Origin of the sequence: Klebsiella sp. P1927, assembly GCF_018204675.1 — a bacterium.
Classification (GTDB): Bacteria; Pseudomonadota; Gammaproteobacteria; order Enterobacterales; family Enterobacteriaceae; genus Klebsiella; species Klebsiella pneumoniae.
Genome location: NZ_CP073377.1, coordinates 2,657,830 through 2,684,351 on the forward strand (window position 1 = coordinate 2,657,830; position 26,522 = coordinate 2,684,351).

The following is a 26,522-nucleotide window of genomic DNA, read 5'->3' on the forward strand; positions in this document are numbered from 1 at the left end:
AGCGGTTTGCTAAACTACCCCTTATATAATTACAGGGCGCGTCGCGGTTTCACGCGTCCATTCTTTTGCGCAATGTAAGGGTGTCTTCATATGATTACGATTGATGGTAATGGCGCGGTCGCTTCCGTCGCGTTTCGCACCAGTGAAGTTATCGCCATCTACCCGATCACGCCCAGTTCAACGATGGCGGAACAGGCTGACGCCTGGGCCGGCAATGGGCTGAAAAACGTCTGGGGCGATGTTCCCCGCGTGGTCGAAATGCAGTCGGAGGCGGGCGCCATTGGCGCCGTACATGGCGCGCTGCAAACCGGCGCCCTCTCCACCTCCTTTACCTCATCGCAGGGCCTGCTGCTGATGATCCCCACGCTGTACAAACTGGCCGGCCAGCTGATGCCGTTTGTGCTGCACGTCGCCGCCCGCACTGTCGCTACCCATGCGTTGTCTATCTTCGGCGACCATTCCGATGTCATGGCCGTCCGCCAGACCGGGTGCGCCATGCTGTGCGCCAGCAGCGTTCAGGAAGCGCAGGATTTCGCGCTAATCTCGCATATCGCCACCCTGCAAAGCCGGGTGCCGTTTATTCATTTCTTTGATGGTTTCCGTACTTCGCACGAAATCAACAAAATCGCCCCGCTGGCGGATGACACTATTCGCGCCCTGCTGCCGCAGGATAAGATCGCTGAGCATCGCCAGCGCGCGCTCAACCCGGAACACCCGGTGATCCGCGGAACCTCGGCCAACCCCGACACTTACTTCCAGTCCCGGGAAGCTACCAATCCGTGGTACGACGCGGTGTATGACCATGTCGAGAAAGCGATGGACGACTTCGCTGCCGCCACCGGCCGTCAGTACAAACCGTTTGAGTTTTGCGGCCACCCGCAGGCAGAGCGCGTGATCGTCATTATGGGCTCGGCCATCGGCACCTGTGAAGAGGTGGTCGATGAGTTGCTGAGTCGCGGCGAGAAAGTCGGCGTGCTAAAAGTCCGCCTCTATCGCCCGTTCTCCGCCGCCCACCTGCTGGCGGCACTGCCGGAGAGCGCCCGCGCGGTTGCCGTACTGGATCGCACCAAAGAACCCGGCGCGCTTGCCGAACCGCTTTACCTCGACGTGATGACCGCCCTGGCGGAAGCCTTTAACCGCGGCGAGCGCGAGACGCTACCGCGCACTATCGGCGGCCGCTACGGTCTCTCCTCCAAGGAGTTTGGTCCGGAATGCGTGCTGGCGATATTCAGTGAACTGCAGGCCGCCCAGCCGAAGCCGCGCTTTACCGTCGGGATCTATGATGACGTGACCAACCTGTCGCTGCCGCTGGGCGAAAATACCCTGCCGGCAGAGGCCAAGCTCGAGGCCCTGTTCTACGGCCTCGGCAGCGATGGCAGCGTGTCAGCCACCAAAAACAACATCAAAATCATCGGCAACTCGACCCCGTGGTTCTCCCAGGGCTATTTTGTCTATGACTCGAAGAAAGCGGGCGGCCTCACCGTCTCGCATCTGCGGGTCAGCGAAAAACCGATTCGTTCATCGTATCTGATTTCGCAGGCTGATTTCGTCGGCTGCCACCAGCTGCAGTTTATCGATAAATACCAGATGGCCGAGCGGCTGAAGCCCGGCGGCATTTTCCTGCTCAACACGCCGTACAGCGCCGATGAGGTCTGGTCCCGCCTGCCCCAGGAAGTCCAGGCCACCCTGAATCAGAAAAAAGCGCGTTTTTACGTGGTCAACGCGGCAAAGATCGCCCGCGAATGCAGCCTCGGGGCGCGCATTAATACCGTGATGCAGATGGCCTTTTTCCATTTAACCCAGATCCTGCCGGGTGATAGCGCGCTGGCGGAACTGCAGGCAGCCATCGCCAAAAGCTACAGCAGTAAAGGTCAGGAGCTGGTGGAGCGCAACTGGCAGGCGCTGGCCCTGGCCCGTGAATCACTGGCGGAAGTACCGCTCCAGCCGGTGAACGCCAGCAGTCCGAACCGCCCGCCGGTGGTCTCCGACGCCGCGCCGGATTTCGTCAAAACGGTCACCGCCGCGATGCTGGCCGGGCTCGGCGATGCGCTGCCGGTCTCTGCCCTGCCGCCGGACGGCACCTGGCCCATGGGCACCACCCGCTGGGAGAAACGCAACATCGCCGAAGAGATCCCCATCTGGAAGGAAGCGCTGTGTACTCAGTGCAACCACTGCGTCGCCGCCTGCCCGCACTCGGCGATCCGCGCCAAAGTGGTCGCCCCGGAAGAGATGGAGAACGCCCCTGCCAGCCTGCATTCGCTGGATGTGAAATCCCGCGATATGCGCGGGCAGAAATACGTTCTGCAGGTCGCCCCGGAAGACTGCACCGGCTGCAACCTGTGCGTCGAAGTGTGCCCGGCAAAAGACCGCCAGACCCCGGAGATCAAGGCCATCAATATGATGTCCCGCCTGGAGCATGTGGAAGAGGAGAAGGTCAATTACGAGTACTTCCTCAACCTGCCGGAAATCGACCGCAGCAAACTGGAGCGCATTGATATTCGCACCTCGCAGCTGATTAGCCCGCTGTTTGAATACTCCGGCGCCTGCTCGGGCTGTGGCGAAACGCCGTATATCAAACTGCTGACCCAGCTGTACGGCGACCGAATGCTGATTGCCAATGCCACCGGCTGCTCCTCCATTTACGGCGGCAACCTGCCCTCGACACCGTACACTACCGACGCCAACGGCCGCGGCCCGGCGTGGGCCAACTCGCTGTTTGAGGATAACGCCGAATTCGGGCTCGGCTTCCGCTTGACCGTCGACCAGCATCGCCAGCGCGTGATGCGCCTGCTGAGCGAATTCGCCGATAAACTGCCGGCAGAGCTGAACGCGGCGCTGCACGCCGAGGCGACGCCGGAAGATCGCCGTGAACAGGTGGCGGCCCTGCGTCAGGCGCTGGCCGGCGTGGCGGGTGCTGAAGAGCTGCTGACCGATGCCGACGCACTGGTGGAGAAATCCGTCTGGCTGATCGGCGGCGACGGCTGGGCTTACGATATCGGCTTCGGCGGCCTGGACCATGTACTGAGCCTGACGGAAAACGTCAATATTCTGGTGCTGGACACTCAGTGTTACTCCAACACCGGCGGGCAGGCGTCAAAAGCCACCCCGCTGGGAGCAGTGACTAAGTTTGGCGAGCATGGCAAACGCAAGGCGCGTAAAGATCTGGGCGTCAGCATGATGATGTACGGTCATGTTTATGTGGCGCAAATTTCGCTGGGCGCGCAGCTGAACCAGACGGTAAAAGCGATTCAGGAAGCGGAAGCCTATCCGGGGCCATCGCTGATCATCGCCTATAGCCCTTGCGAAGAGCATGGCTACGATCTGGCGCTCAGCCACGACCAGATGCGTCAGCTGACCGCCACCGGCTTCTGGCCGCTCTACCGCTTCGACCCGCGTCGAGCAGATGAAGGCAAGATCCCCCTGGCGCTAGATTCCCGTCCGCCATCAGACGCGCTGGCCGAGACGCTGCTTAATGAGCAACGTTTCCGCCGCCTGAACGCCCAGCAGCCTGAAGTGGCGGAGCAGCTATGGAAAGACGCCGCCGCCGATCTGCAGAAGCGCTATGACTTCCTCGCCCAGCTGGCTGGCAAAGCGGAGAAATCGCCAAGCGAAGGTTAACCGCCCCGTCACCTTTGTCCATAAAAAAAGCCCGAACACAACGTTCGGGCTTGTCGTTTTACCGATAAACAACATCATTCCGCAGAATGAGACGGCAACAATAAATTATTGGCATGACAATAAAGGCATATAACGCGCAAATAATACGTGATTAGCCCGGGCATGTATAATTTTTATTTTGTATATTATCTATAAATGCATTCAGCATAATTATCACCATTTCATTGGTATTATTTATTTTAGATTTTACTTATATCGTAACAATTGAGTCTTACCGGATCTCAGACCGCTCCTTTAGCATGAGTTCACTTCCCACCCGGAAGTTAAAACATAAAAACAGTTAAAGGAATTTCTTCATGAAAAGAAAAGTACTGGCCCTCGTTATTCCGGCTTTATTAGCCGCCGGTGCCGCGCATGCGGCGGAAATTTATAATAAAGACGGGAATAAATTAGATCTCTATGGCAAGGTAGATGGTCTGCATTATTTCTCCAGCGACTCGAAAAAAGACGGCGATCAAACTTATTTACGTTTTGGCTTTAAAGGCGAAACCCAGATCAACGATATGCTTACCGGCTATGGCCAGTGGGAATATAACGTTCAGGCCAACAACACCGAGACCTCCAGCGATCAGGCGTGGACCCGTCTGGCATTCGCCGGTATCAAAGTGGGCGATTACGGCTCCTTCGACTACGGTCGTAACTACGGCGTGCTGTACGACGTTGAAGGCTGGACCGATATGCTGCCGGAGTTCGGCGGCGACTCCTACACCTATGCGGATAACTTTATGGCAGGCCGCGCCAACGGCGTCGCAACCTACCGCAACAGCGATTTCTTCGGTCTGGTGGAGGGTCTGAACTTCGCCCTGCAGTATCAGGGTAAAAACGAAGGCCAGAACGCGCAGGATATCAACGTCGGCACCAATAACCGCAGCAGCGACAGCGATGTTCGCTTCGACAATGGCGATGGTTTCGGCCTCTCCACTTCCTACGACTTCGGCATGGGTATCAGCGCGGCGGCAGCTTACACCTCGTCTGACCGTACAGGCGACCAGCAACACTATACTCACACCGAACGATACGCCAAAGGCGACAAAGCGGACGCCTGGACCGCCGGCCTGAAGTACGACGCCAACGATATTTACCTGGCGACCATGTACTCTGAAACCCGCAATATGACGCCATACGGCTCTACCAGCAGTACCAACGGTGGCGGTATCGCCAATAAAACGCAAAACTTCGAAGTCACCGCGCAGTATCAGTTCGACTTCGGCCTGCGTCCGGCCATCTCCTACCTGCAGTCCAAAGGCAAAGATCTGTACAATAACGGCCGCTATGCCGATAAAGATCTGGTCAAATATATGGACGTTGGCGCGACCTATTACTTCAACCGTAATATGTCCACCTATGTTGATTACAAAATCAACCTGCTGGATGGTAACGACAAATTCTACGAAGACAACGGTATCTCTACCGATAACATCGTCGCCCTGGGCCTGGTTTACCAGTTCTGATGCGCCTGCCCGCCGGTTCCGGCGGGCTTTCCCCCTCCCGCCTCGCTGCAGATAAAACAAAACGCTATATCTCGCGGACTAAAATAGCCGTCCGTTTAATGATATAGTCATGGCCAGTCAGTGCTTGCCCGAGGACGTCCATCATGCACCACCATCCGGTAAAATCTTCCCGAATTATCTCCGTCGCCTACGATGACGCCTCCGCCACACTGGAAATCTATTTCTATCACCAGCCGCCATTACAATATACCGGGGTCCCACCGCGTATTTTTCATGATTTTTTACAGGTGGTGTCAAAAGGCCGGTATTATGACGGGGTGATCAAAGGAAAATTTCCCGAACGCAAGCTACGTTAATGTCAAAGTGTGACTGCGGTCATGATACAAAACGTGCCCTAATACCGTACAATATGAAGGGATACTTAAACAGGAGGTTTTATGAGCAGAATGATTCTTGTCCCTATCGATATCTCTGATAAAGAATTTACTGAACGCATTATCAGTCACGTTGAATCGGAAGCGCGGATTGACGACGCCGAGGTGCATTTCCTCACCGTGATCCCTTCTCTGCCCTATTATGCCTCACTGGGAATGGCCTATACCGCTGAGCTTCCCGGCATGGACGAGCTGCGTGAGGGTTCTGAAACGCAATTGAAAGAGATCGCGAAGCAGTTCTCCATCCCGGAAGACCGGATGCATTTTCACGTCGCGGAAGGATCGCCAAAAGATAAAATCCTTGCGCTGGCCAAGTCGCTGCCAGCCGACCTGGTGATCATCGCTTCGCACCGACCGGATATCACAACTTATCTGCTGGGCTCCAACGCCGCCGCGGTGGTTCGTCACGCCGAGTGCTCGGTACTGGTGGTCCGCTAACGCCGCAGCCCGCCGCCCGGCGGGCTTTTTATTTCCGCATCAGCCGCCCCCGCCTGGCTGCTCGCTGCCGAAAGTGCCGGAAAGATGCTGACATTCCGCCCCTGAATCCGTACCATACACGCCACGGTTGCCTGTCAAACCTCAATAATTGCTACGCGCCAGCGCCACGTTGTTCAGCGGCTGGCAGAATGCGTGCTCTTCTGATGCCACACTATGAATTGAGCCACTATTACATGCTGCAAAACCAAGAAATCAGTAAAAAAGAAAAGTACAACATCGATAAGCTGCAGAAACGTCTGCGCCGCAACGTCGGTGAGGCGATTGCCGACTTCAATATGATTGAAGAGGGCGACCGCATTATGGTTTGTCTTTCAGGCGGCAAGGACAGCTATACCATGCTGGAGATCCTGCGCAATCTGCAGAAAAGCGCGCCCATCTCCTTCTCGCTGGTGGCGGTGAACCTCGATCAGAAGCAGCCAGGGTTCCCGGAGCATATTCTGCCGGCGTATCTGGAGCAGCTGGGGGTTGAATACAAGATTGTCGAAGAGAACACCTACGGCATCGTCAAAGAGAAGATCCCGGAAGGAAAAACCACCTGCTCGCTGTGCTCTCGCCTGCGTCGCGGCATCCTCTATCGTACCGCCACCGAGCTCGGGGCGACCAAGATCGCCCTCGGCCATCATCGCGACGATATCCTGCAGACGCTGTTTTTGAATATGTTCTACGGCGGCAAAATGAAAGGGATGCCGCCGAAGCTGATGAGCGACGACGGCAAACACATCGTCATCCGCCCGCTGGCCTACTGCCGCGAAAAGGACATCGAGCGCTTCTCCCAGGCCAAAGGCTTCCCGATTATTCCGTGCAACCTGTGCGGTTCGCAGCCAAACCTGCAGCGCCAGGTGATCGCCGATATGCTCCGCGACTGGGATAAGCGTTATCCTGGGCGCATTGAAACCATGTTCAGCGCGATGCAGAACGTGGTACCTTCGCACCTGAGCGACGTCAATCTGTTTGATTTTAAAGGTATCACCCACGGCTCAGAGGTGGTGGATGGTGGCGATCTGGCGTTTGACCGGGAAGATATTCCCCTGCAGCCCGCCGGCTGGCAGCCGGAAGAAGAAGACGCCCGTCTCGATGAGCTGCGTCTGAACGTAGTGGAAGTGAAATAACCCTCACGCGTCTCAGGCAGCCGCCTGAGACGCACTCTCCTGCCCTTACTTCAGCAGTCGTACGCGGCAGGATTTACCTTTGATCTTGCCATTTTGTAACTGCTTATACGCCTTCTGCGCCATATTCTGGCGGATCGCCACATAGACGTGGGCCGGGTGGACGGTAATTTTGCCGATATCGGCACCATCAAAGCCCATATCCCCGGTCAGGGCTCCCAGCACATCTCCCGGGCGCATTTTCGCCTTTTTCCCGCCGTCGATACACAGCGTCGCCATCTCCGCCGTCAGCGGCGCGATGGTGTTGCCCGTCGGCGCCGGCAGCCAGTTCAGGGAAAGCTGCAGCATGTCGGCCAGAATAGTGGCGCGCTGCGCCTCTTCCGGCGCACAGAAGCTGATGGCCAGCCCTTGTTCACCGGCGCGGGCGGTACGGCCGATGCGGTGAACATGCACCTCCGGATCCCAGGCCAGCTCGAAATTCACCACCAGCGCCAGGGATTTGATGTCCAGACCGCGGGCAGCGACGTCGGTCGCCACCAGAACCCGGACGCTGCCGTTAGCGAAGCGCACCAGCGTCTGATCGCGATCGCGCTGCTCAAGGTCACCATGCAGCGACAAGGCGCTCTGCCCGGCGGCGTTGAGCGCATCGCAGACCGCCTGGCAATCGCGTTTGGTATTGCAGAACACCACGCAGGATGCGGGCTGATGCTGGCTGAGCAGGCGCTGCAGCAGGGCAATCTTACCGTGGCGGGAAACTTCAAAGAACTGCTGTTCAATCGCCGGGAGCGCGTCGACAGTGTCGATCTCAATGGTCTGCGGATTACGCTGCACCCGGCCGCTGATCGCCGCGATTGCCGCCGGCCAGGTAGCAGAAAACAGCAGCGTCTGCCGGTCAGCCGGTGCGAAGCGGATCACCTCATCAATGGCGTCGCTGAAGCCCATATCGAGCATGCGGTCCGCTTCGTCCATCACCAGGGTCTGCAGCGCGTCAAGGGAGACCGTTCCCTTCTGCAGATGATCGAGCAGACGGCCCGGGGTGGCGACGATAATATGCGGGGCATGCTGCAGGGAATCTCGCTGGGCGCCAAAGGGCTGCCCGCCGCAGAGCATCAGAATCTTGATGTTCGGCAGGCAGCGCGCCAGGCGGCGCAGCTCGCCGGCGACCTGATCGGCCAGCTCGCGGGTCGGGCACAACACCAGCGACTGGGTCTCGAAGCGCGCCGGATCGATATGCTGCAGCAGACCCAGCCCAAATGCGGCCGTTTTTCCGCTGCCGGTTTTTGCCTGCACGCGCACATCTTTCCCCGCGAGGATCGCCGGCAGGGCGGCGGCCTGAACCGGGGTCATCGACAGATAACCCAGCTCGTTAAGGTTGGCTAATTGGGCGGCAGGTAAAACAGTCAGGGTAGAAAAAGCGGTCACAATGTATTCTCGTATTAAAAGGCAGACAATCTGCAGGCGCGTATCCTCGCAGATCTCCGCGCCTGATGCGACAATTTAATCGGCTCTTCGTCAGGCGGCGGATCGGGCTGGGGCTGCGGACGCGGTCGTGGATCGGGTAAAGGAGCCGGATCGTTCGGCTCGGGCGAGATAGGGATAGACTGGGCTGTCAGCTCTGAAGCGTAATACATAGAGGCCTCCCGGAGAGTGATACGGGCGAACCCGCAGGCGTCAACGGCCAGAAACCGTCGGGTGTCTTAGTAAGGGTAGAAGCTGGTCCGGAGAGCGCAAAAAAAAAGCCGACTCAACAAAGCCGGCGTCGTACGAATCAATTGTGCTATGCAGTAATTCAAAAAAGGAAGTAAGACAATATGGAGCGCAACGCCCATCGCTTGACGTTGCATTCACCTGCGAGAGAGATATTGCCCTGAATGGGTAGATGGTTTATTGATTTCGCTCAAACATTGCCGGGTTTTCCCGGCACTACAGCCGCTAAAAGGCGATTCTTTACAGCCATTTACTGCGATGTAACCACCACGCAACACCACCGATGACAACGACTAACATCAAGCAGAAAAGGCTAAACCCCAGATGCCAGCTGTTGCCAGGGATCCCGCCGAGGTTGACGCCGAACAGGCCGGTTAAAAAGGTGCTGGGTAGAAACACCATCGCCATCAATGACATGGTATAGGTCCGCCGCGCCAGCGACTCCTGCATAATCTGGGCGATCTCGTCGCTCATGATCGCCGTCCGCGCGATACAGCTGTCGATCTCATCCAGACCGCGCCCCAGCCGCTCGGCGATATCCTGCATTCGCCGCCGCTGATCGTCACTCATCCACGGCAGCCGCTCGCTGGCCAGCCGGGCATAAACGTCGCGCTGCGGCGCCATATAGCGGCGCATCACAATCAGCTGCTTACGCAGCAGCGCGAGAAATCCGCGCGGCGGCACCTGCTGATCGAGCAGGTCGTCTTCCAGGTCGATAATGCGATCGTGCAGTTGTTCGATAAACTCGCTGGCATGATCGGTCAACGCATCGCAGACCTCCACCAGCCAGCTGCCGCCGTCCGTCGGGCCATTACCTTCCTTCAGGTCGCCCAGCACATCGTCCAGCGCCAGCACTTTGCGCTGACGAGTGGAGACGATCAGCCGCTCATCCATATACAGGCGCATCGCCACCAGCTGGTCGGGCCGCTCATCGGTACTGCCATTGATACAGCGCAGGGTGATCAGCGCCCCGTCACCGATCCGCGTCACCCGCGGCCGGGTGCTCTCTCCCGCCAGGGCATCGCGTACGTTATTGGGCAGCAACGGGGTGGCCGCCAGCCAGTCGGCGCTGTCGCTATGGGTATAGTTGAGATGCAGCCAGCAAGGCTTGTCTTTGTCGATAATATCGTCATCGGCGAGCGGCTTAACGCCCCCCTGCCCGTCGAGCACCCACGCGAAGATCGCGTCCGGTATCTGCAACTCCGAGCCTTTAATCGCGTCCACTCAACCTCCGTTAATCCATATCTGCTAAATTACGCGCCTTCTCTATAAGGTACGCGAAAGCGCGCATTCTTGCTTTTAATGACCCGGAAATACAGGCCTAGTCGCTTCATTGAAAAGCGCTTTCGCCCCCGGTCGCGGCGCTCCCCTCATTTAACGTTAAAACTTAGTGAAATCAAGTTCTTCACGATTCAACACATACAGAGCGACGTTTTGCCGTTTATTTTGCAACTTCTTGCTGTATTATGCTGTTTATTGCGTTAATTTGCGGAGTCAATGGCCATGCATAAGCTCGCCAGGCAAAAACATATTCTCGACAGGCTTAGCGAAACCGGTCAGCTGAGCATCAGCGAGCTGGTTGCAGAGCTGCAGGTGTCGGCCGATACCATTCGCCGCGATCTGAGCGACCTGGAACAACAGGGCGTGCTGCAGAAAAGCCACGGCGGGGCCATCGCCCTTAACGTCCCGGCCATGACGCGCCAGGGCAGAAACGCTCTTCTCACCCAGACCAAGCAGCGCCTGGGTCAGCAGGTCGCCGCGCGCATTCCCTCTGGCTCGACGCTGTTTCTCGACGCCGGAAGCACGCTGTTGGCGGTGGCAGCCCAGCTGAAAGGGCCGTTGACCGTGATCACGGCATCTCTGGATATCGCTCAGCTGTTCAGCGACCGTGCCGATATCCAGCTGATCCTGCTTGGCGGCCAGTGGGATAGTAAACAACGGCTGTTCGCCGGCAGCGCCACCCTGTCGCTGGTCACCCGCTACCGGGCCGATATCGCCATTCTCGGCGCCTGCGCGCTCCATACCGGGCTGGGGCTGAGCGCCAGCCAGGAAGCTGATGCCGACGTTAAACGCGCCATGCTGGCCGCCAGCGCCGAGCACTGGCTGGTGGCGGACCGTACCAAACTCAACCGCTGCGAACCGTGGCGGGTGGCCGGGCTCAGCGACATTCACCATCTTTTTCTTGATCGTCCCTGGGCTGAGCTGGGGGATGACCCCGCCCTCTCTGTACATATTGCTGACGCTTAACAACGTGGAGAACCTGATGAGTAACAATACGATAAATATCGCCCTGATTGGCTACGGATTCGTCGGTAAGACCTTCCACGCGCCGCTTATCCGTTCGGTGCCGGGGCTGAACCTGGCGTTCGTCGCTTCCCGCGATGAAGAGAAGGTCAAACGCGATCTGCCGGACGTCACGGTGATCGCCTCCCCGGAAGCAGCGGTCCAGCATCCGGACGTTGACCTGGTGGTCATCGCCTCCCCTAACGCCACGCACGCCCCGCTGGCCCGCCTGGCGCTGAACGCCGGCAAACATGTGGTGGTGGATAAGCCCTTTACCCTCGATATGCAGGAGGCCCGGGAGCTGATCGCCCTGGCGGAGGAGAAACAGCGTCTGCTCTCCGTCTTCCATAACCGCCGCTGGGACAGCGACTATCTCGGGATCCGTCAGATGATTGAGCAAGGCACCCTCGGCGCGGTGAAACACTTCGAGTCGCATTTCGACCGCTTCCGCCCGGAAGTCCGCGTCCGCTGGCGCGAGCAGAACGTCCCGGGCAGCGGCTTGTGGTTCGACCTGGGGCCGCACCTTATCGACCAGGCGCTGCAGCTATTTGGTTTGCCGCAGTCGGTGCAAGGTAACATAGCCACCCTGCGCGACGGCGCGGAGATCAACGACTGGGCGCATGTGGTATTAAACTACCCGGCGCATAAAGTGATCCTGCACTGCAGCATGCTGGTCGCGGGCGGCTCGTCGCGCTTCACCGTGCACGGCGATAAAGGTAGCGTTATCAAAGCGCGGGCCGACCAACAGGAGAGCCAGCTGCTGGCGGGCGTGGTACCGGGCAGCGCCGGCTGGGGCCAGGATGACGACCCGCTGGTTATCTATGATGCCTCGCTGCAGGCCCACGCGCAGGCTACCCCGCAGGGCGATCAGCGCCAGTACTATATGCTGATCCGCGATGCGCTGAAGGGCCAGATCGCCAATCCGGTGCCGCCGGTGGAAGCGCTGGCGGTGATGGCCGTTCTGGAAGCGGCGGTGCGCTCTGCTGAAAGTGGTATGGTGCAGACCCTGGACCTGTCCGACGACGAGCGCAACACGCTGCGCTAATCCGCCCTCTTCTCCGGTTACCTGCGCGGCCCGCAGGTAACCGCTACTTTTGCTCCACATTAGAAAAAATCACTATCTATCCGCAGATTAACATTGCTTTATCCTGCTACATGGCGCAAAGCACCGCTGGAAATTTCAGCCAATTGGGAGGAGGATAGAATGCAGATCGATCGTAATGAGAAAAAGGTTGCTGACGCTGTGGACGCGGCAACCGTACTACAGGACAGGAGAAGCGCATGTATTACACGTTAGGAGATACCACTCTCCATTTTTATCGCTATCAGTGCAAATTTTACGTCGCCCACTGGGAAGGGGGTAACGTGATGAGCGAAAAATTTAAATCGTTTATCGAACAGATCACTGAGAATACCGGGCTGGATGCGAAACGCGTCGAGACCGCCGCGCGCGATTATTTTACTAACGTGGATTAACAGGCAGTGCTGTTCGTAAGAGACAAGCTGGTGCGGTAGCCGCGCAGGCTAACCCACCTTTCACCGCCAGGACGCCTCGCGCCGCCTGGCGGCTTCTCTATTCTGCCAGCGTTAAACGGTAGTCAGTTTTGCCAGAATGGCGGCGAAGGCGTCATTAACCTTATCGCCGGCGAGCAGTTTTTTACGCAACGTGAAGCTTCTGCCGCTGGAACGGATCAGCAGCCGAACTTTCGCATCATTATTGCTGCGTTCAACTACGGCAACATCCCGCAAGGGAATAACGTAGGTATCGGCATAGAGCCCCGGCGTAAATATCATCGACTCGCCGCTCACGCCAATCACCACCCGATTTTGCAGACGATAGCCATTGCACAGCGCAACAATACCAGCGGCAATAAATACTCCGCCTATACCCATGCCAATCATTAAAATAATGATCCCGGCGATGAGCGCCAGCGCCCCTTGGGGATAAAAGCCTGAGGCATTAAAGGTTAATAGCTGCTGGTTATCAGCCTCGCCCACTGCCGTGGTTGATCGCCAGGGCGTAAATCCGGCGTTAATCCGCGTTTGCAAGCTGAACAGACTACCCACCAGAAAGATCACGCTGGCGGGCACCATCACGATGCCGCCAACAAACGCCAGGACGATGGCCAGATAAGGGTAGCGGCCTGACAGCATTATGCTGATCGCCTGAACCACCACGGCAATAAACAGGGCCAGCACCAGCCAGGACCATACGCCGTCCGCCCGACTATGGAAGTTCAGCTGTCCTTCATCAAGTAATAAATTTCGCGCGACAAAACAGATAATAATATTGACGAACAGGCCTATCCAGGCCAGCTTGTGCACATGCTTCATACCCTACTCCATTATGGTTTTTACTATTCCATTTCCAGGCATTATTAAATACAGTCTCAATGCCGGCTGGATAGTAGCAAAGCGGTACGCAAGATCAATAAAAAGCGCGCGGTCTCCTCACATTCTAATTTATATTCAGCGTGATATTGTTAGTTATCATTTATCGTAATTATATAAACCATCCTATATATTGGCGCTATATATTTTCAGCGCAATAATATCGCCCTGCCGCCAGGCAGGGCGTCGCAGATTAACGCTCCTCAAGCGCCGCCACCGGCGCCGGCGCGCTTTTCCTGCGCAGCAGATAGCCTGCAGCAAGGATCAGCAGCCATACCGGGATCAGGCAGACGGAGATGCGGATGTCGGGGGTCAGATACATCACCCCGAGGATCGCGGCGAGAAACAGCAGACACAGCCAGTTTGTCAGGGGATAGGCGAAACTCTGGAAAGCCGTTACCTTCCCCGCCCGCTGCATGGCGCGGCGGAACTTAAGATGAGTGATGCAGATCATCGCCCAGTTGATGACCAGGGCGGCCACCACCAGGGCCATCAGCAGGGCAAAGGCTTTCCCGGGCATCACATAGTTAATCACCACGCAAAGCGCCGTGGCGACGGCGGATACCGCCAGGGCGGTCAATGGGATCCCGCGGTGGTTCACCCGCAGCAGCGCACGCGGGGCGTTGCCCTGCTGAGCCAGGCCGAACAGCATCCGGCTGTTGCAGTAGACGCAGCTGTTGTAGACCGACAGCGCGGCGGTGAGCACCACCAGATTGAGGGCGTTGGCCACAATATTGCTGTCAATGGCGTGAAAGATCAGCACAAAGGGGCTTCCCCCTTCCACGACGTTCCGCCACGGGTAGAGTGACAGCAGGACCGCCAGCGACCCCACGTAAAACAGCAGAATACGGTAGATCACCTGGTTGGTGGCTTTGGGAATGGTTTTATGCGGTTCGTCGGCTTCCGCCGCGGTGATCCCCACCAGCTCAAGCCCGCCGAAGGAGAACATGATCACCGCCATGGCCATCACCAAGCCCGTGATGCCGTTAGGGAAAAATCCCCCGTCCTGCCACAGGTTGGCCACCGTCGCCGCCGGGCCGCCGTGACCGCTAAATAACAGATAGCAGCCAAAGGCGATCATGCTGATGATGGCGGCCACTTTGACAATCGAGAACCAAAACTCCAGCTCGCCATACACTTTGACGTGCGTCAGGTTGATGGCGTTGATCGCCACGAAGAAGATCGCCGCCGACAGCCAGGTGGGTACCTCCGGCCACCAGTACTGAATATAGATCCCCACCGCCGTCAGCTCCGCCATGCTTACCAGCACGTACAACACCCAGTAATTCCAGCCGGACATAAACCCGGCGAAGGGCCCCCAGTAGCGGTTGGCGAAATGGCTGAACGACCCCGCCACCGGCTCCTCTACCACCATTTCGCCAAGCTGACGCATGATAAAGAAAGCGATAACCCCGGCGATGGCGTACCCCAGCAGGACCGACGGGCCTGCCATACGGATCGTTTGCGCGATACCTAAAAACAGTCCGGTGCCGACCGCCCCCCCGAGGGCGATCAACTGGATGTGGCGGTTTTTTAACCCGCGTTTTAACTGATGCTCTTGCTGCGTTGTCATCTCTGACCTGCCCCTGTCTGTAAAAAGTCACGTTCGCCGGTAGCAACTTTCAGGCCAGCGGAGCGTCTTGCAGCGTCAGACAAAAATTAATTAATTGAAATATATTCAAATATTCTTTTCAAATCAGTTCCGGTAGCTGGTCATGTCGGCGCCGACCTGGCGCATCACACGCGAAAACTGGCCAGATAACGCACAGATCATGAGAAAAAGAGCGGATTGATGCATAAACCTGACCCGTTTTGGTGCATCCGGTTTGCCGCCGTCCGCTCAGGCTTCACGCCAGGCAAAAAACTGTTAGGCTGGTAGCCACTTTTACGTTCCGCTAGTGGCCACTATGTACAACATCGACGACTATGATCTGAAAATACTTACCCTGCTGCAGGCCAATGGCCGTTTAACCAATCAGGAGCTGAGCGAGCTTATCGGCCTGTCCGCTTCCCAGTGTTCGCGCCGCCGTATCGCCCTTGAACAGGCACAGCTTATCCTCGGCTACCATGCGCGTCTGGCGCCGGATGCAGCCGGGCAGGAGATGCTTGGCCTGATTGAGGTGCGTCTGCTGAATCACACCCCGCAATGCGTGGAGAGCTTTCATCAGATGCTCAGTGAAGTGGACGCCATTCTGGACGCCTGGAAAACCACCGGCGACGCCGATTATCTGCTGCGGGTAACGGTCCCGGACCTGCCCGGTCTGAGCCATTTGATCAGCCATATTCTGGCGCAAAACAAAGGGGTGGCCCATCTGAAAACCGCCGTCGTGCTCAACCGCCTTAAAGAGAACGGCCAGCTGATGCCGGGCACGACCCCGCTGCGCTGAACCGGGGCACAGTGCCCTGCGCTGGTGCAGACGCGGGGCCAGACAATGCGCGACAAGCGGCAAGTTCGCACAATTCACGCATTCGGAAACCATAAAACGCACGCCCCGTGCAATTTTCTCTTCCTGTCAGAACAACAGGTTAGGCTAAACCACGGGTATTTTTTCCGCAAACGCTCGCCAGGGCACGCTCCTCTGGTGCGATTTTTGCAAACAAGAGCTTATCCTTGTTAACGAAAAGATAGTGCTTATTTATGGATAATATCCTTTCCCCTGAAAAACTGACCCACACCTGGCTGGAGGATACCCTGGCGCTGCTGTTCGGCACGCTGATGATCTCCTTTGGCATTATTTTATTTCGCCAGGCCGGTGCCCTGACCGGCGGAACGGCAGGTATGGCCTTTCTGATCCACTATGCCACCCACCTGCCGTTTGGCGTGGTCTTCTTCGTCATTAACCTGCCATTCTACTGGCTCTCTGTCCGGCGGATGGGCGCCGCCTTCACGCTGAAAACCTTCTGCGCGGTCGGACTGGTGTCCCTGTTCTCTGACCTGCACGGTTACTTTATCCATGTCGATCGCCTGAATCCCTATTACGCCACCCTCTTCGGCAACATCATGGTCGGCATCGGCTTTGTGGTGCTGTTTCGCCATAAAGCGAGCCTCGGCGGCGTTAATATTCTGGCCCTCTATCTGCAGGACAAAAGCGGCATCCGCGCCGGTAAATTCCAGATGGTGGTTGACGCCTGCATCGTCACCGCCTCGCTGTGGGTAGTGAGCTTGCCGATGCTGCTGGTCTCTATCCTCGGCGCCGTGATTTTGAATTCGATTATCGCCATGAACCACCGTCCCGGACGCTACGCGGTGTAATGGCTTCACCTTTGACGGTCATTTCAGGAGTAACCACTGTGTTTCAGAACGTTGACGCCTATGCGGGCGATCCTATCCTGTCGCTGATGGAAGCCTTTCAACAGGATCCCCGGGCAGACAAAGTTAACCTCAGCATCGGGCTGTACTATAACGAGCAGGCCATTATTCCCCAGCTGGAGGCGGTCCGTCAGGCCGCTGACCGGCTGCAGAGTCAGCAGCAAAAGGCCAGCCTTTATCTGCCGATGGAGGGGCTGGCGCCCTATCGCCGCGCGGTCCAGACCCTGCAGTTTGGCGACAATCATCCGGCGTTGCGTGCCGGACGCATCGCCACCATCCAGACACTGGGGGGCTCCGGCGCGCTAAAGGTGGGCGCTGATTTCCTCAAGCGCTACTTCCCCGACTCCGCGGTCTGGGTCAGCGATCCAACCTGGGAGAACCACGTTGCCATCTTTGCCGGCGCCGGCTTTGAGGTACATACCTATCCCTGGTTCGACAGCGCCACCCGCGGGGTGAATTTCCCCGCTATGCTCGCCGCCCTCCAGCAGCTGCCGCCGCGCAGCATTGTGCTGCTTCACCCTTGCTGCCATAACCCGACGGGGGCCGATCTCACCCGCGAGCAGTGGGATCGCGTGATTGAGGTGCTGATCGGCAGGGAGCTGATCCCATTCCTTGATATCGCCTACCAGGGCTTCGGCCGCGGACTGGACGAGGATGCCTATGCCATTCGCGCCATCGCCAGCGCCGGGCTGACGGCGCTGGTCAGCAACTCGTTTTCCAAGATATTTTCGCTGTATGGCGAGCGGGTTGGCGGCCTGTCAGTGGTCTGTGACAATGCCGATATCGCCGGGCGCGTGCTGGGCCAGCTGAAAGCCACCGTGCGGCGCAACTACTCCAGCCCGCCGGGGTTTGGCGCCCAGGTGGTGTCGCAGGTGCTCAACGATCCCGAGCTGAATGCCCTGTGGCAGGAAGAAGTGGAGGCCATGCGCACCCGCATCAGCGCCATGCGCGTCGCGCTGGTGAAGGCCCTGCAGGCAGCCCTGCCGGCGGGGGATTTTTCCTATCTGCTGACCCAGCGCGGCATGTTCAGTTACACCGGCTTTAGCGCCGATCAGGTAGACGTTCTGCGTCAAGAGCATGGCATCTATCTGATCGCCAGCGGTCGGGTCTGCGTGGCCGGGCTCAACCACGGCAATATTGCGCGGGTAGCCAGCGCCTTCGCCGCGGTCTGCGCACGCTAGCCGGGTCAACCCCGGCGCGGTAGAGCGATTAATCGCGACGCAGCCGGCGAGCCAGGCGGGTCCCCAGCGTCTGAATAAGCTGGACAATAACAATCAGCACCAGGGCGGTGGTGAGGGTGGCAAAGGCGTCGAAACGCTGATAGCCGTAGGTGATCGCCAGGTCGCCAATTCCGCCGCCGCCCACCGTTCCTGCCATGGCGGTCGCACCAAGCAGGCCGATGGTCGCCGTGGTAAGGGCCAGAATCAGCGATGCCGCCGCCTCCGGCAGCATAAAGTGCCAGACAGTCTGCAGGGGGGTTGCGCCCATGGCGTCCGCGGCCTCGAGGATCCCCTCATCCACCTCCAGCAACGAGCTCTCCACTAGTCGGGCAATATAGGGGGCGACAAAGACGATCAGCGGCACGATGGCTCCCGCGGTGCCGATAGTGGTGCCCACCAGCAGTCTGGTAAAGGGCAGGATCACAATCAGCAAAATGATAAACGGCAGCGAGCGCAGCACGTTAATCAGCGGATTCAGCGCCTGATGCACCACCGGGTTGGCCACGATGCCGCCGGGACGGCAAACCACCAGCACAATCCCCAGCGGGACGCCGATCAGCGCGCCAAAGCCCAGCGAGACGGCGACCATAATCAGCGTGTCATGCAGCGCCAGCAGAAACTGATCGCCGGTGATGGCGGTATCAATAAGATCAAACATGGGTGATTTTCACTCCTGCATCGACCAGATGGGTGATGGCGCGTTCGGTTTCGTCAGGCTCGCCGAGAAGCTGCACAATCATAAATCCCAGAATCCGGCCCTGAACTTCAGACATGCTGGCAAACAGGATATTCACCTCGACAGCATACTCGCGGATCAGGTGGTTAATAATCGGCTGCTGCGCCGTCGCGCCGACAAATTCGAGGCGTAAAGCCCGGGCGCCGTTATCGCGCTGCAGGAACGACGCCACCCGCTGCGGCAGGCGGTCGTGCACCACCGACTGCACGAAACTGGCAGTGACCGGATGCTGCGGCTGAGCAAAGAGATCAAAAACCGCCCCCTGTTCAACGATACGGCCCGCCTGCATCACCGCCACCTTGTGACAGATTTTCTGGATCACCGACATCTCATGGGTGATCAGTACGATGGTGATGCCATACCGACGATTAATCTCCTGCAAAAGCAGTAAGATCTGCACCGTAGTGTGGGGGTCGAGCGCCGAGGTGGCTTCATCGCATAGAAGGACCGACGGGTTGGTGGCCAGCGCCCGGGCAATACCGACCCGCTGCTTTTGTCCGCCCGACAGCTCATTAGGGTAGCTGTGGATTTTGTCGCTCAGATCGACGAACGCCAGCAGTTCCGCCACCCGCGCCTGGATAAAGGCCTTGTCGCGCCCCTGTAAAATAAGCGGGATGGCGATGTTATGAAAAACGGTTTTCGAATTCAGCAGATTAAAATTCTGAAAGATCATGCCGATATCTTTTTTGATGGCCTGCAGGCGCTGGCCGCTGCAGGCCTGTAGCGGCTCGCCGTTTAACAGTACCTCGCCCTCGCCAGGCGTTTCCAGACGATTAATCAGCCGTAATAAGGTGCTTTTTCCTGCCCCGCTGTAGCCAATAATGCCAAAAATATCGCCTCGCTCAATGCTGAGATTAATATCCTGCAAGGCCAGAACCGGATGTCCTTTCCTGGAAAAGCTTTTACTGACGTGGCGAAATTCTATCATCGCGTTATTCATTTTAAATAGTCAGGCAGCAGGTAACCATCATACTGCGGATGGCTGAGAATATATTTTTTGAACTCGGCCGAGTGGTAGCCATCGATAATATCTTTGGCAAACTGCGCCTTCTGATTTTTACCGGCGACGGTCACGACATTAATAAAATGGCTGGTGGCTGCTTCCAGCTTTAATGCCGAGGTCAGGGACATACCGCTGGAGACGGCAAAATTGCCCTGAATCAGGCCATAGTCGACGTCCGGCAGAGCGCGAACCTGCTGGGCATTATCCATCTCTTTTAGGACAATTTTGTAAGGATTATCTACGATGTTACGCTGCGAAAAAGTGGCCGGATCGCTGTCTGGTTTAATTTTCACCCAGCCAAGGCTCTCCAGCACCAGTACCGCGCGATATTCATTTGACGGCTGGTTTGGTACCGACACGACGGTGCCCGCCGCCGGGGTCCCCAGGGTGGTCAGTTTCCCACCATACAGCCCCATCGGCGGCGTGGGGACCTGCACAATGCCCACGTTATCGATCCCCAGCCGCTCATTAATTGCTTTCAGATATACCGGATGCTGCATAATATTCGCTTCGATATCGCCGCGGGCTACCGCGTCATTCACCTGAATACCGTCGCTGAAATCCTTATATTCGATTTTATACCCTTTACTCAATAAATAGGGCGCGACGCCTTTCTCAAATTGTTCTTTATACGGCCCGGGGTTAAAGCCGACGCGGATAAGATGAGCGTCGGCGGCGGCATAAAAAGAGGTGGCCGACAACAGGGCGAGAGCGATCCCGCGCGCAACTGACTTGTTCATAAGGTATTTTCCTGGAGGGTTGGCGATATTGAACGATTAAATCACAGCCGACTGTGGGTTGTAAGCCAGAACGCCGAATTTCCTTTTGCTAATTCCTCATTAACTTTTGCTATACCGACATATCTTAAAAACAAGAATCTTTTGCGTATATTGTTATTTAGCCAGCCGCTATAAATCCCTTAAAGATGGTCAATTATTCGTGATTTAAACCGGGAATGTTATGCCTGATTTTACTGCTTCGCCGCTGGTGGACGCCCTGGAAGAGAATTTGTTCAGCCTGCTGGAAAAACTGGCCGCGGAGGTCAACACCGAAGCGCTGCCGCTGATCGATCTTTCCAGCGGCAGTCCGGATCAACCCACCCCGCCGGAAGTAATCGACTCGCTGCAGAGCGCTATTCATCGTCGTGAAAACCATGGCTACCCGTCGTTCTGGGGCAAACCACAGGTCCGCGAGGCGATCGCCCGGTTCTATCGCCGGGAGTATGATGTGGAACTCGATCCGCACAGCGAAATCGCCGTGTTTCAGGGGTCGCATATCGGTATAGGCGGCATCCCGCGGGCGCTGCTCAGCCCCGGGCAATACCTCATCTCCACCGATCCCTGCTATCCGATTTACCGCTCGGCGGCGCTGCAGTCCCAGGCGGCGTTTTATGGCCTGCCGCTCAGGGCGGAGAACCATTTCCTGCCGGATTTTAACGATCTTCCCCGGGAAGTCGCTGACAAGGCCGGGCTGGTGGTGCTTAACTATCCGCATAATCCAACCGGCGCCCTCGCCACGCCGGCGCTGTTCGCCAGCGCGCTGCAGTTTGCTCGTCGTCACCAGGTGCCGATCCTCCATGATTTTGCCTATGCGGCCATCGGCAGCGCGGCCAGCGATGCGCCGCTGAGCCTCTTCTCCCAGCCCGACGCGAAAGCATGGGGAGTGGAAACCTATACTTTTTCCAAGACCTTTAATATGGCCGGCTGGCGCTTCGGCTTCGCGGTCGGCAACGCCTCGATTATCCGGGCGTTTAAAAAGCTGCACACCCATAGCTACAGTACGGTGTTTGGCGCGATTCAGGATGCGGCGATCGCCGCGCTCAACCTGCCGGCCGAACGGATTACGCAGCTGACGGCGGTCTATCATCAACGTCGGGAGTGGGTTCTGCGTCGACTGGCTGCGCTGCGCTGGCCGGCGCGTGACGCACAAGGCACTTTCTTCCTCTGGCTCGGCGTACCGCCCGGCTACCGTTCGCAGGAGTTTGCCCGTCTGCTGCTGCAGGAAGCGCATATTCTGGTGGCGCCGGGCACTGGTTTTGGCGCAGGGGGGGAAGGATTTATTCGCATCAGCCTGACCGCAGGGGACGAGGCGCTGAGCAACGCGCTGGACCGTCTTGCCCGGCTGGCGCTGTTTTAGTCCGCCGCCGGGAGAAGCAAAAACGCAACCCTGGCCGTCGGGGATTACCCGGCTGACGAGTCCATCACCGACAGCACGATTTTGCCCTCAAGATGCCCCTGCGCTGCTCGCTCATGCGCCATCTGCACCTGCGCAAGGGGGAAAACGCTGTCAATTGCAACCTGGATGACCCCGGCGTCCAGCAGGTCGGCAAGCCGGGCGAGCTGCGCGCCGCTGGAGCGTACCTGGGTGGTTGAGACCGTCACTCCGCGCTGTCGCGCCTCTTCCGCCCCGGCAAAGCCGAGCGGAAAGATCGGGTACAGCGCGCCGCCGGGTCGCAGGGTACGCAAAAAACGGCCGCTGGCCGGCCCGCCCGGCGCATCAATGACCAGGTCCAGGTCACGCACCGTCTCTTCCACTGCGGTGGTTGTATAGTCGATAACGCTATCCGCGCCGAGCTGACGTAAAAAGGCTTCATGGCGGCCCGCGGCGACGGCAATCACCTCGGCGCCCTGCCACTTCGCCAACTGCATGGCGAAATGACCGACTCCCCCTGCCGCGCCGTTGACCAGGACGCGTTTACCCGCCAGCGGCACCGGCCGATGCGGCCCCGGCTGCAGCGGATTCGCCACCTCATGCCCGGGATCGATCATGAACTGCCAGGCGGTCAGGAGCGACATCGGCACCGCGGCAGCCTGCTGATGGCTCAGGGTTAGGGGTTTGCGAGCGAGGTCGCTGACCGGCACGCTAACGTACTCGGCGTAAGCGCGGCTGCCCCCTGCCGCCCCTTCGGGAAAACGCGCCATAGCATACACTTCGTCGCCGACCGCCACCTCCCGGACGTCATCCGCCCGCGCCACCACCACCCCGGAGAGATCGGTCCCGAGGATCAAGGGAAAGCGGACCTCGGGCCGCCACTCCGGGGGCAGCTGTTGATAGCCATCGCGCAGATAGCTGTCCGGCGGGTTCACGCCCACCGCGTGCACCTGTACCAGTACTTCACCGGCCTGCAGGACCGGCATGGGCGCATCCTCATAGCTCAGGACTTCCGGCCCGCCAAAGGCGTGCTGTTGAACGGCCTTCATCATCTGCGTCGACATCGCTTTCTCCTCATATGGAAATGCGTTATATTTAACGGAGCACTGTTCCGAATATATGGAGCAGTGCTCCGATTGTCAAGGAACGCCAATGAGAGCTGATGCCAGAAAAAATTATGACCTGTTGATCGAGGTGGCCCGGGACGTCTTTGTGGAGCAAGGCGCTGAGGCCTCGCTGCGCGATATCGCCCGCCGGGCGGGCGTCGGAATGGGAACCCTCTATCGCCACTTTCCCAACCGCGACAGCCTGCTGGAAGCCGTGCTCCGCAGCCGCTTTGCGGCGCTAACCGCCCGGGCTGAGTCGCTTCTGCTCGCCGCCGATCCTGCCGCGGCGCTGCTGGAGTGGCTGGCCGAGAGCGTGGCGTTTACCCATCAGCATCGCGGGATCATCGCCCCGCTGATGAGCGCCATCGACGATCCTGAGTCCGCCCTGCACAGCGCCTGCGTTGCCCTGCGCGCCGCCGGTACGTCGCTGCTTACCCGCGCGCAGCAGGCCGGGCTGGCACGGCCAGATCTCAGCGGAGAGGAGCTGTTCGATCTGATCGCCGCGCTTGCCTGGCTGCGGGAGCAACCGTCCCATGCCCCGCGCGCAGAGCGGATTTTAGCGGTGCTGGCCGACGCGATCCTGACTGCCGGCTAGCGGCGGCCGGTCACCGACGAGACAGCGCGCCTGGCGGGTAACCAGAACACCAGCCTTTAACGATCAAACGCCCAGCGAGCCCCGCTGGTCAGCGCCCGCTCGAAGGCGGGACGGCCGGGGCCTGCCAGCCAGCCGGCGAAGGTGTGCAGCTGCGGGTGCAGCTGGCGCAGGGCGTCGAGGTCGGCGTGCCCGGCCAGCCGCCCGTCGTCCACCAGCCCGGTCAGCTTGTGCAGAAAAGGACTGGCGGCCAGCACCTCGTCGGAAAATCGCGAATAGGGGATCGGCCGTCCCGCCGCCGCGGAGAATAACACCTCCAGCTGACGACCGGTCACGCTGTCGCTGGCGATCTCGAACGTCTTGCCGGCAAACCGCGCCGGCGCGGCAAAAACCGCCGCGACAAGATGGCCGATATCCTCCACCGCCAGCACCTGCATTCTCCCCTCCGGCAACATAAAAAATTGAAAACGACCTTCATCAAGGCCAAAACCAGGCATCACCAGCAGCTCCATAAAGGTGGCGGGCCGCACGATGGTCGCCGCCAGCGGCAGGCGGCGAATATGCCGTTCAATTTCCGCTTTGGTGTCATAATGCGCTACGCCGGTCGGCGTCTCCCCCGTCGCGCTGCCGGAGCTGTAAACCAGATGCTTCACCCCGCACTCGACGGCGAGATCGGCGATGGTTATCCCGTAGCGTACCTCCTGCTCATCGGTCACCGTCCCTCCCGGCGAACTGGGCTGGACGCTGAAGACGCCGTCGACCCCGGCCATCGCCGACCGCATTGCCGCCCGGTCTTCAAAGGTACCCACCACCAGCTCGGCTCCCCGCGCCGCCAGCGCAGCGGCCCCGGCGGAGAAAGGATCCCTGACCAGCGCCCGAACCCGCCAGCCGCGGTGCAGCAGCGCCCGCGCCACCGAGCCGCCCTGCTGACCGGTGGCGCCAAAAACCAACACGGTTTGCGCATTATTCATCACTGTTCCCCTTATCTGCAGCCTGTTTCCCGGCCTCTCGCCAGCGATAGTCACCTTGCTTATCCTTCTCCAGCCAGCCGCAGGAAGGCCCGGCAAAATGCCCGGTGAACCATTGAGCATGATGGCTTGCCCCCCACGCCATCATCTCCCGTCGCGAGACTTCCGCCTGCCGGGGATCGCCGCAGAACGCTGAATTCCACTGCGGATGGGCAAACTGGATCGGGGAATGCAGAAGATCGCCGGAGAAACAGGCGTAGTCATCACCGGCGGCGAGGATCAGCGCGGCATGGTCCGGACTGTGGCCGGGGGTGGGAATAAAGTCGATCCGTCCGCCGACCCGCGGCCGGGTCGCCACATCGACGGTCTCCAGCTGGCCGGCCTCAATCACCGGCAGCAGGCTGTCAAGCCACAGCGCCCGGTAGCGTTCGCTGTTTTTCACCCGCGACAGCTCTTTTGCCGAGCACAGATAGCGGGCGTTGGGAAACAGCGGCACCCAGCGATCGTCCTGCCAGACGGTATTCCATCCGACATGGTCGGTATGCAGGTGAGTCAGTAGCACCAGGGTCACGTCCTCCGGGTTCACCCCCGCGGCGCGGAGATTCTCCAGATACGGCGTGTTAAGTTGATGATAGAGCGGATTGCCGCCGCGCTCCCGACCATTGCCGGTGGCGGTATCGATAACAATCAGATCGTGGGGGGTCTGCACCACCCAGCTGTGGATTGACAGCGCAATCGGCTGAATAACGGCCTCCGCCTCCGCTACCGGGAACGCCTCTGGATAGAGCGCCGCCGGCTGCAGGGAAATCTCGCGCTCCGGCACTTTGAAAATCAGGCTATCGCCTGTCTGGTAAGTTTGCATCACTCCCTCCGCGCGCATTGCGCTGGTTGATTTATCGGGGTGATATTCACTATGCTGCCGGGATAACCCACATTCAAATTGATTATCATAATGAACAAAATCATTGAAAATGATTTTAGTCGTATCGATCTGAATCTGTTGACAGTCTTGATGGTGCTGTACCGCGAAGGGAGCGTCACCCGCACCGCAGAGGTACTGCATCTTGGCCAGCCGGCTATCAGCGGGGCGCTGAAACGGCTGCGCGAGATGTTTGACGACCCGCTGTTCGTCCGCAGCGCCAGAGGCATGCTGCCGACGCCGCGGGCGCAAGCGCTGATGACCGACCTGCAGCCGCTGATGGAAAACCTGCATTCGGCGATGTTTGGCGCCGGGGAGTTTGTCCCGGCGCGCGCGCAGCAGCTTTTTCGCATCGGCCTCAGCGACTGGAGCGAGCACTGGCTGATGCCCCCGCTGTTACCCGGGCTGATGCAGGAGGCGCCCGGAGTCTCACTGCAGTCGATAGCCGCCGACCCCTTCCAGGTTCGCCAGTTGCTGGAGGAGGAGCGCATTGATGTCGCGGTGTCTGTCAACAAACAGAGCCGTGGGGAGATCGTCAGCGAGCCGGTGATGTCCATGGGAGTCACCACCCTGTGGTCGCCGCAGCAGATCCCCTGCCGCGGTCCGCTGTCGGTGAGCGACTTTGTCGCCTGGGAACACGTGATGGTGGCCTATCGCGAAACCGGCCACGGTGAAATTGACCGCCAGCTCGCCAGCCAGGGACTCGCGCGGCGCGTGCGCTTTGCCACGCAGAATTTCTCCACCTTTCCCCTGCTGCTGACCACCCTGCCGCTGTTCGCCACCGTCCCGCAGGGGCTGGCGCAGCGCTGGCAGGCGCAGTATGCGCTGCGCGCGGACGCTCCGCCGGTAGCGTATCCGGAATTTACGCTGTGCATTTTGCGGCACAAACGGCGGGCGCAGGATCCGGCGCTGAACTGGCTGGTGACGAAGTTAAAACAGGCCATGCGCGGCCAATAACCGGGCCGATGC

Annotated in this window: 25 protein-coding genes; 14 read left to right on the forward strand and 11 right to left on the reverse strand. The window is 58.8% G+C overall.

Translation table 11 applies throughout. The annotated features are described in order from the left end of the window. Positions 1–90 precede the first annotated feature (90 nt). The 5 genes from nifJ to ttcA all read left to right on the forward strand — a co-directional run bounded on the left by nifJ (position 91) and on the right by ttcA (position 7,170). On the forward strand, positions 91–3,618 hold the full coding sequence (nifJ, locus tag KB892_RS13430) for a pyruvate:ferredoxin (flavodoxin) oxidoreductase (protein ID WP_002902435.1): 3,528 nt from the start codon (positions 91–93) through the stop codon (positions 3,616–3,618). Positions 3,619–3,974: 356 nt separating this feature from the next. Then, positions 3,975–5,129, forward strand: coding sequence for a porin OmpK37 (gene ompK37 / locus KB892_RS13435; RefSeq protein WP_002902433.1), 1,155 nt, complete (start codon positions 3,975–3,977; stop codon positions 5,127–5,129). Positions 5,130–5,272: 143 nt separating this feature from the next. Then, on the forward strand, positions 5,273–5,485 hold the full coding sequence (locus KB892_RS13440; RefSeq protein ID WP_002902432.1) for a KTSC domain-containing protein: 213 nt from the start codon (positions 5,273–5,275) through the stop codon (positions 5,483–5,485). An 81-nt stretch (positions 5,486–5,566) separates the two neighbouring features. Then, a complete protein-coding gene (uspF, locus tag KB892_RS13445) occupies positions 5,567–6,001 on the forward strand; it encodes a universal stress protein UspF (protein ID WP_004140161.1) in 435 nt (144 codons plus the stop codon). Between the two features lie 233 nt (positions 6,002–6,234). Then, positions 6,235–7,170 carry a tRNA 2-thiocytidine(32) synthetase TtcA gene (gene ttcA / locus KB892_RS13450; RefSeq protein ID WP_002902422.1) on the forward strand — a complete coding sequence of 312 codons (936 nt, stop codon included), beginning with the start codon at positions 6,235–6,237 and terminating at the stop codon, positions 7,168–7,170. Positions 7,171–7,215: 45 nt separating this feature from the next. On the opposite strand, the gene dbpA is transcribed toward ttcA, so the two are convergent. The 3 genes from dbpA to zntB all read right to left on the reverse strand — a co-directional run bounded on the left by dbpA (position 7,216) and on the right by zntB (position 10,098). Then, the gene (gene dbpA / locus KB892_RS13455; protein WP_004151591.1) at positions 7,216–8,589 is read right to left on the reverse strand and encodes an ATP-dependent RNA helicase DbpA; all 1,374 of its coding nucleotides are present in this window, start codon (positions 8,587–8,589) and stop codon (positions 7,216–7,218) included. 14 nt (positions 8,590–8,603) lie between these two features. After that, on the reverse strand, positions 8,604–8,780 hold the full coding sequence (locus KB892_RS31515; protein ID WP_303632692.1) for a proline-rich small protein YnaL: 177 nt from the start codon (positions 8,778–8,780) through the stop codon (positions 8,604–8,606). Positions 8,781–9,114: 334 nt separating this feature from the next. After that, positions 9,115–10,098 carry a zinc transporter ZntB gene (zntB, locus tag KB892_RS13460; protein ID WP_004148192.1) on the reverse strand — a complete coding sequence of 328 codons (984 nt, stop codon included), beginning with the start codon at positions 10,096–10,098 and terminating at the stop codon, positions 9,115–9,117. Positions 10,099–10,377: 279 nt separating this feature from the next. Between zntB and KB892_RS13465 the strand changes: the two genes are divergently transcribed. The 3 genes from KB892_RS13465 (at position 10,378) to KB892_RS13475 (ending at position 12,633) form a co-directional block, all read left to right on the forward strand. Beyond that, positions 10,378–11,121: a DeoR/GlpR family DNA-binding transcription regulator gene (locus KB892_RS13465; RefSeq protein WP_002902419.1), complete on the forward strand. Its 744-nt coding sequence runs from the start codon at positions 10,378–10,380 to the stop codon at positions 11,119–11,121. After that, positions 11,084–12,202 (forward strand): oxidoreductase, encoded by a 1,119-nt coding sequence (locus KB892_RS13470; protein ID WP_004176403.1) that lies wholly within the window; start codon positions 11,084–11,086, stop codon positions 12,200–12,202. The genes KB892_RS13465 and KB892_RS13470 overlap by 38 nt, the downstream gene beginning before the upstream one ends. A 236-nt stretch (positions 12,203–12,438) precedes the next feature. Next, on the forward strand, positions 12,439–12,633 hold the full coding sequence (locus KB892_RS13475; RefSeq protein WP_002902414.1) for a hypothetical protein: 195 nt from the start codon (positions 12,439–12,441) through the stop codon (positions 12,631–12,633). 111 nt (positions 12,634–12,744) lie between these two features. Here KB892_RS13475 and KB892_RS13480 read toward each other — a convergent pair whose 3' ends face one another. After that, on the reverse strand, positions 12,745–13,491 hold the full coding sequence (locus KB892_RS13480; RefSeq protein WP_002902411.1) for a hypothetical protein: 747 nt from the start codon (positions 13,489–13,491) through the stop codon (positions 12,745–12,747). Between the two features lie 250 nt (positions 13,492–13,741). Next, entirely contained in the window at positions 13,742–15,121 is a 1,380-nt protein-coding gene (locus tag KB892_RS13485; protein ID WP_002902408.1) for an amino acid permease, read from the reverse strand. A 334-nt stretch (positions 15,122–15,455) separates the two neighbouring features. On the opposite strand from KB892_RS13485, the gene KB892_RS13490 reads away from it, so the two are divergent. From KB892_RS13490 to KB892_RS13500, 3 genes are all read left to right on the forward strand, one after another. Beyond that, positions 15,456–15,935, forward strand: a complete 480-nt coding sequence (locus tag KB892_RS13490) for an Lrp/AsnC family transcriptional regulator (protein ID WP_002902405.1) — start codon at positions 15,456–15,458, stop codon at positions 15,933–15,935. 251 nt (positions 15,936–16,186) lie between these two features. Next, complete coding sequence (locus tag KB892_RS13495; RefSeq protein WP_002902402.1) at positions 16,187–16,801, forward strand: YitT family protein; 615 nt, start codon at positions 16,187–16,189, stop codon at positions 16,799–16,801. A 38-nt stretch (positions 16,802–16,839) separates the two neighbouring features. Then, positions 16,840–18,039, forward strand: a complete 1,200-nt coding sequence (locus tag KB892_RS13500) for an amino acid aminotransferase (protein WP_002902399.1) — start codon at positions 16,840–16,842, stop codon at positions 18,037–18,039. Positions 18,040–18,067: 28 nt separating this feature from the next. Here KB892_RS13500 and KB892_RS13505 read toward each other — a convergent pair whose 3' ends face one another. From KB892_RS13505 to KB892_RS13515, 3 genes are read right to left on the reverse strand one after another with little or no spacing between them, the layout of a single operon-like run. Beyond that, positions 18,068–18,736 (reverse strand): methionine ABC transporter permease, encoded by a 669-nt coding sequence (locus KB892_RS13505; RefSeq protein ID WP_002902397.1) that lies wholly within the window; start codon positions 18,734–18,736, stop codon positions 18,068–18,070. Then, positions 18,729–19,742 carry a methionine ABC transporter ATP-binding protein gene (locus tag KB892_RS13510; protein WP_004152912.1) on the reverse strand — a complete coding sequence of 338 codons (1,014 nt, stop codon included), beginning with the start codon at positions 19,740–19,742 and terminating at the stop codon, positions 18,729–18,731. Before KB892_RS13510 ends, KB892_RS13505 begins: the two co-directional genes overlap by 8 nt. 8 nt (positions 19,743–19,750) lie before the next feature. Beyond that, the gene (locus tag KB892_RS13515) at positions 19,751–20,557 is read right to left on the reverse strand and encodes a MetQ/NlpA family ABC transporter substrate-binding protein (RefSeq protein ID WP_002902393.1); all 807 of its coding nucleotides are present in this window, start codon (positions 20,555–20,557) and stop codon (positions 19,751–19,753) included. 220 nt (positions 20,558–20,777) lie between these two features. On the opposite strand from KB892_RS13515, the gene KB892_RS13520 reads away from it, so the two are divergent. Next, positions 20,778–21,953 (forward strand): aminotransferase class I/II-fold pyridoxal phosphate-dependent enzyme, encoded by a 1,176-nt coding sequence (locus tag KB892_RS13520; protein ID WP_002902391.1) that lies wholly within the window; start codon positions 20,778–20,780, stop codon positions 21,951–21,953. A 44-nt stretch (positions 21,954–21,997) separates the two neighbouring features. Here the strand turns inward: KB892_RS13520 and KB892_RS13525 are convergent, their stop codons facing one another. After that, the gene (locus KB892_RS13525) at positions 21,998–23,032 is read right to left on the reverse strand and encodes an NADP-dependent oxidoreductase (protein ID WP_004151592.1); all 1,035 of its coding nucleotides are present in this window, start codon (positions 23,030–23,032) and stop codon (positions 21,998–22,000) included. A gap of 88 nt (positions 23,033–23,120) precedes the next feature. Here KB892_RS13525 and KB892_RS13530 point away from each other — a divergent pair, with 88 nt between their 5' ends. Continuing rightward, a complete protein-coding gene (locus tag KB892_RS13530) occupies positions 23,121–23,669 on the forward strand; it encodes a TetR/AcrR family transcriptional regulator (RefSeq protein WP_002902389.1) in 549 nt (182 codons plus the stop codon). Positions 23,670–23,725: 56 nt separating this feature from the next. Here KB892_RS13530 and KB892_RS13535 read toward each other — a convergent pair whose 3' ends face one another. Beyond that, positions 23,726–24,637 (reverse strand): NmrA/HSCARG family protein, encoded by a 912-nt coding sequence (locus KB892_RS13535; RefSeq protein ID WP_004151593.1) that lies wholly within the window; start codon positions 24,635–24,637, stop codon positions 23,726–23,728. After that, the gene (locus KB892_RS13540) at positions 24,630–25,499 is read right to left on the reverse strand and encodes an MBL fold metallo-hydrolase (protein WP_004234097.1); all 870 of its coding nucleotides are present in this window, start codon (positions 25,497–25,499) and stop codon (positions 24,630–24,632) included. Before KB892_RS13540 ends, KB892_RS13535 begins: the two co-directional genes overlap by 8 nt. Before the next feature lie 87 nt (positions 25,500–25,586). Between KB892_RS13540 and KB892_RS13545 the strand changes: the two genes are divergently transcribed. After that, the gene (locus KB892_RS13545) at positions 25,587–26,510 is read left to right on the forward strand and encodes a LysR family transcriptional regulator (protein ID WP_004151594.1); all 924 of its coding nucleotides are present in this window, start codon (positions 25,587–25,589) and stop codon (positions 26,508–26,510) included. The last annotated feature ends 12 nt before the right edge of the window (positions 26,511–26,522 follow it).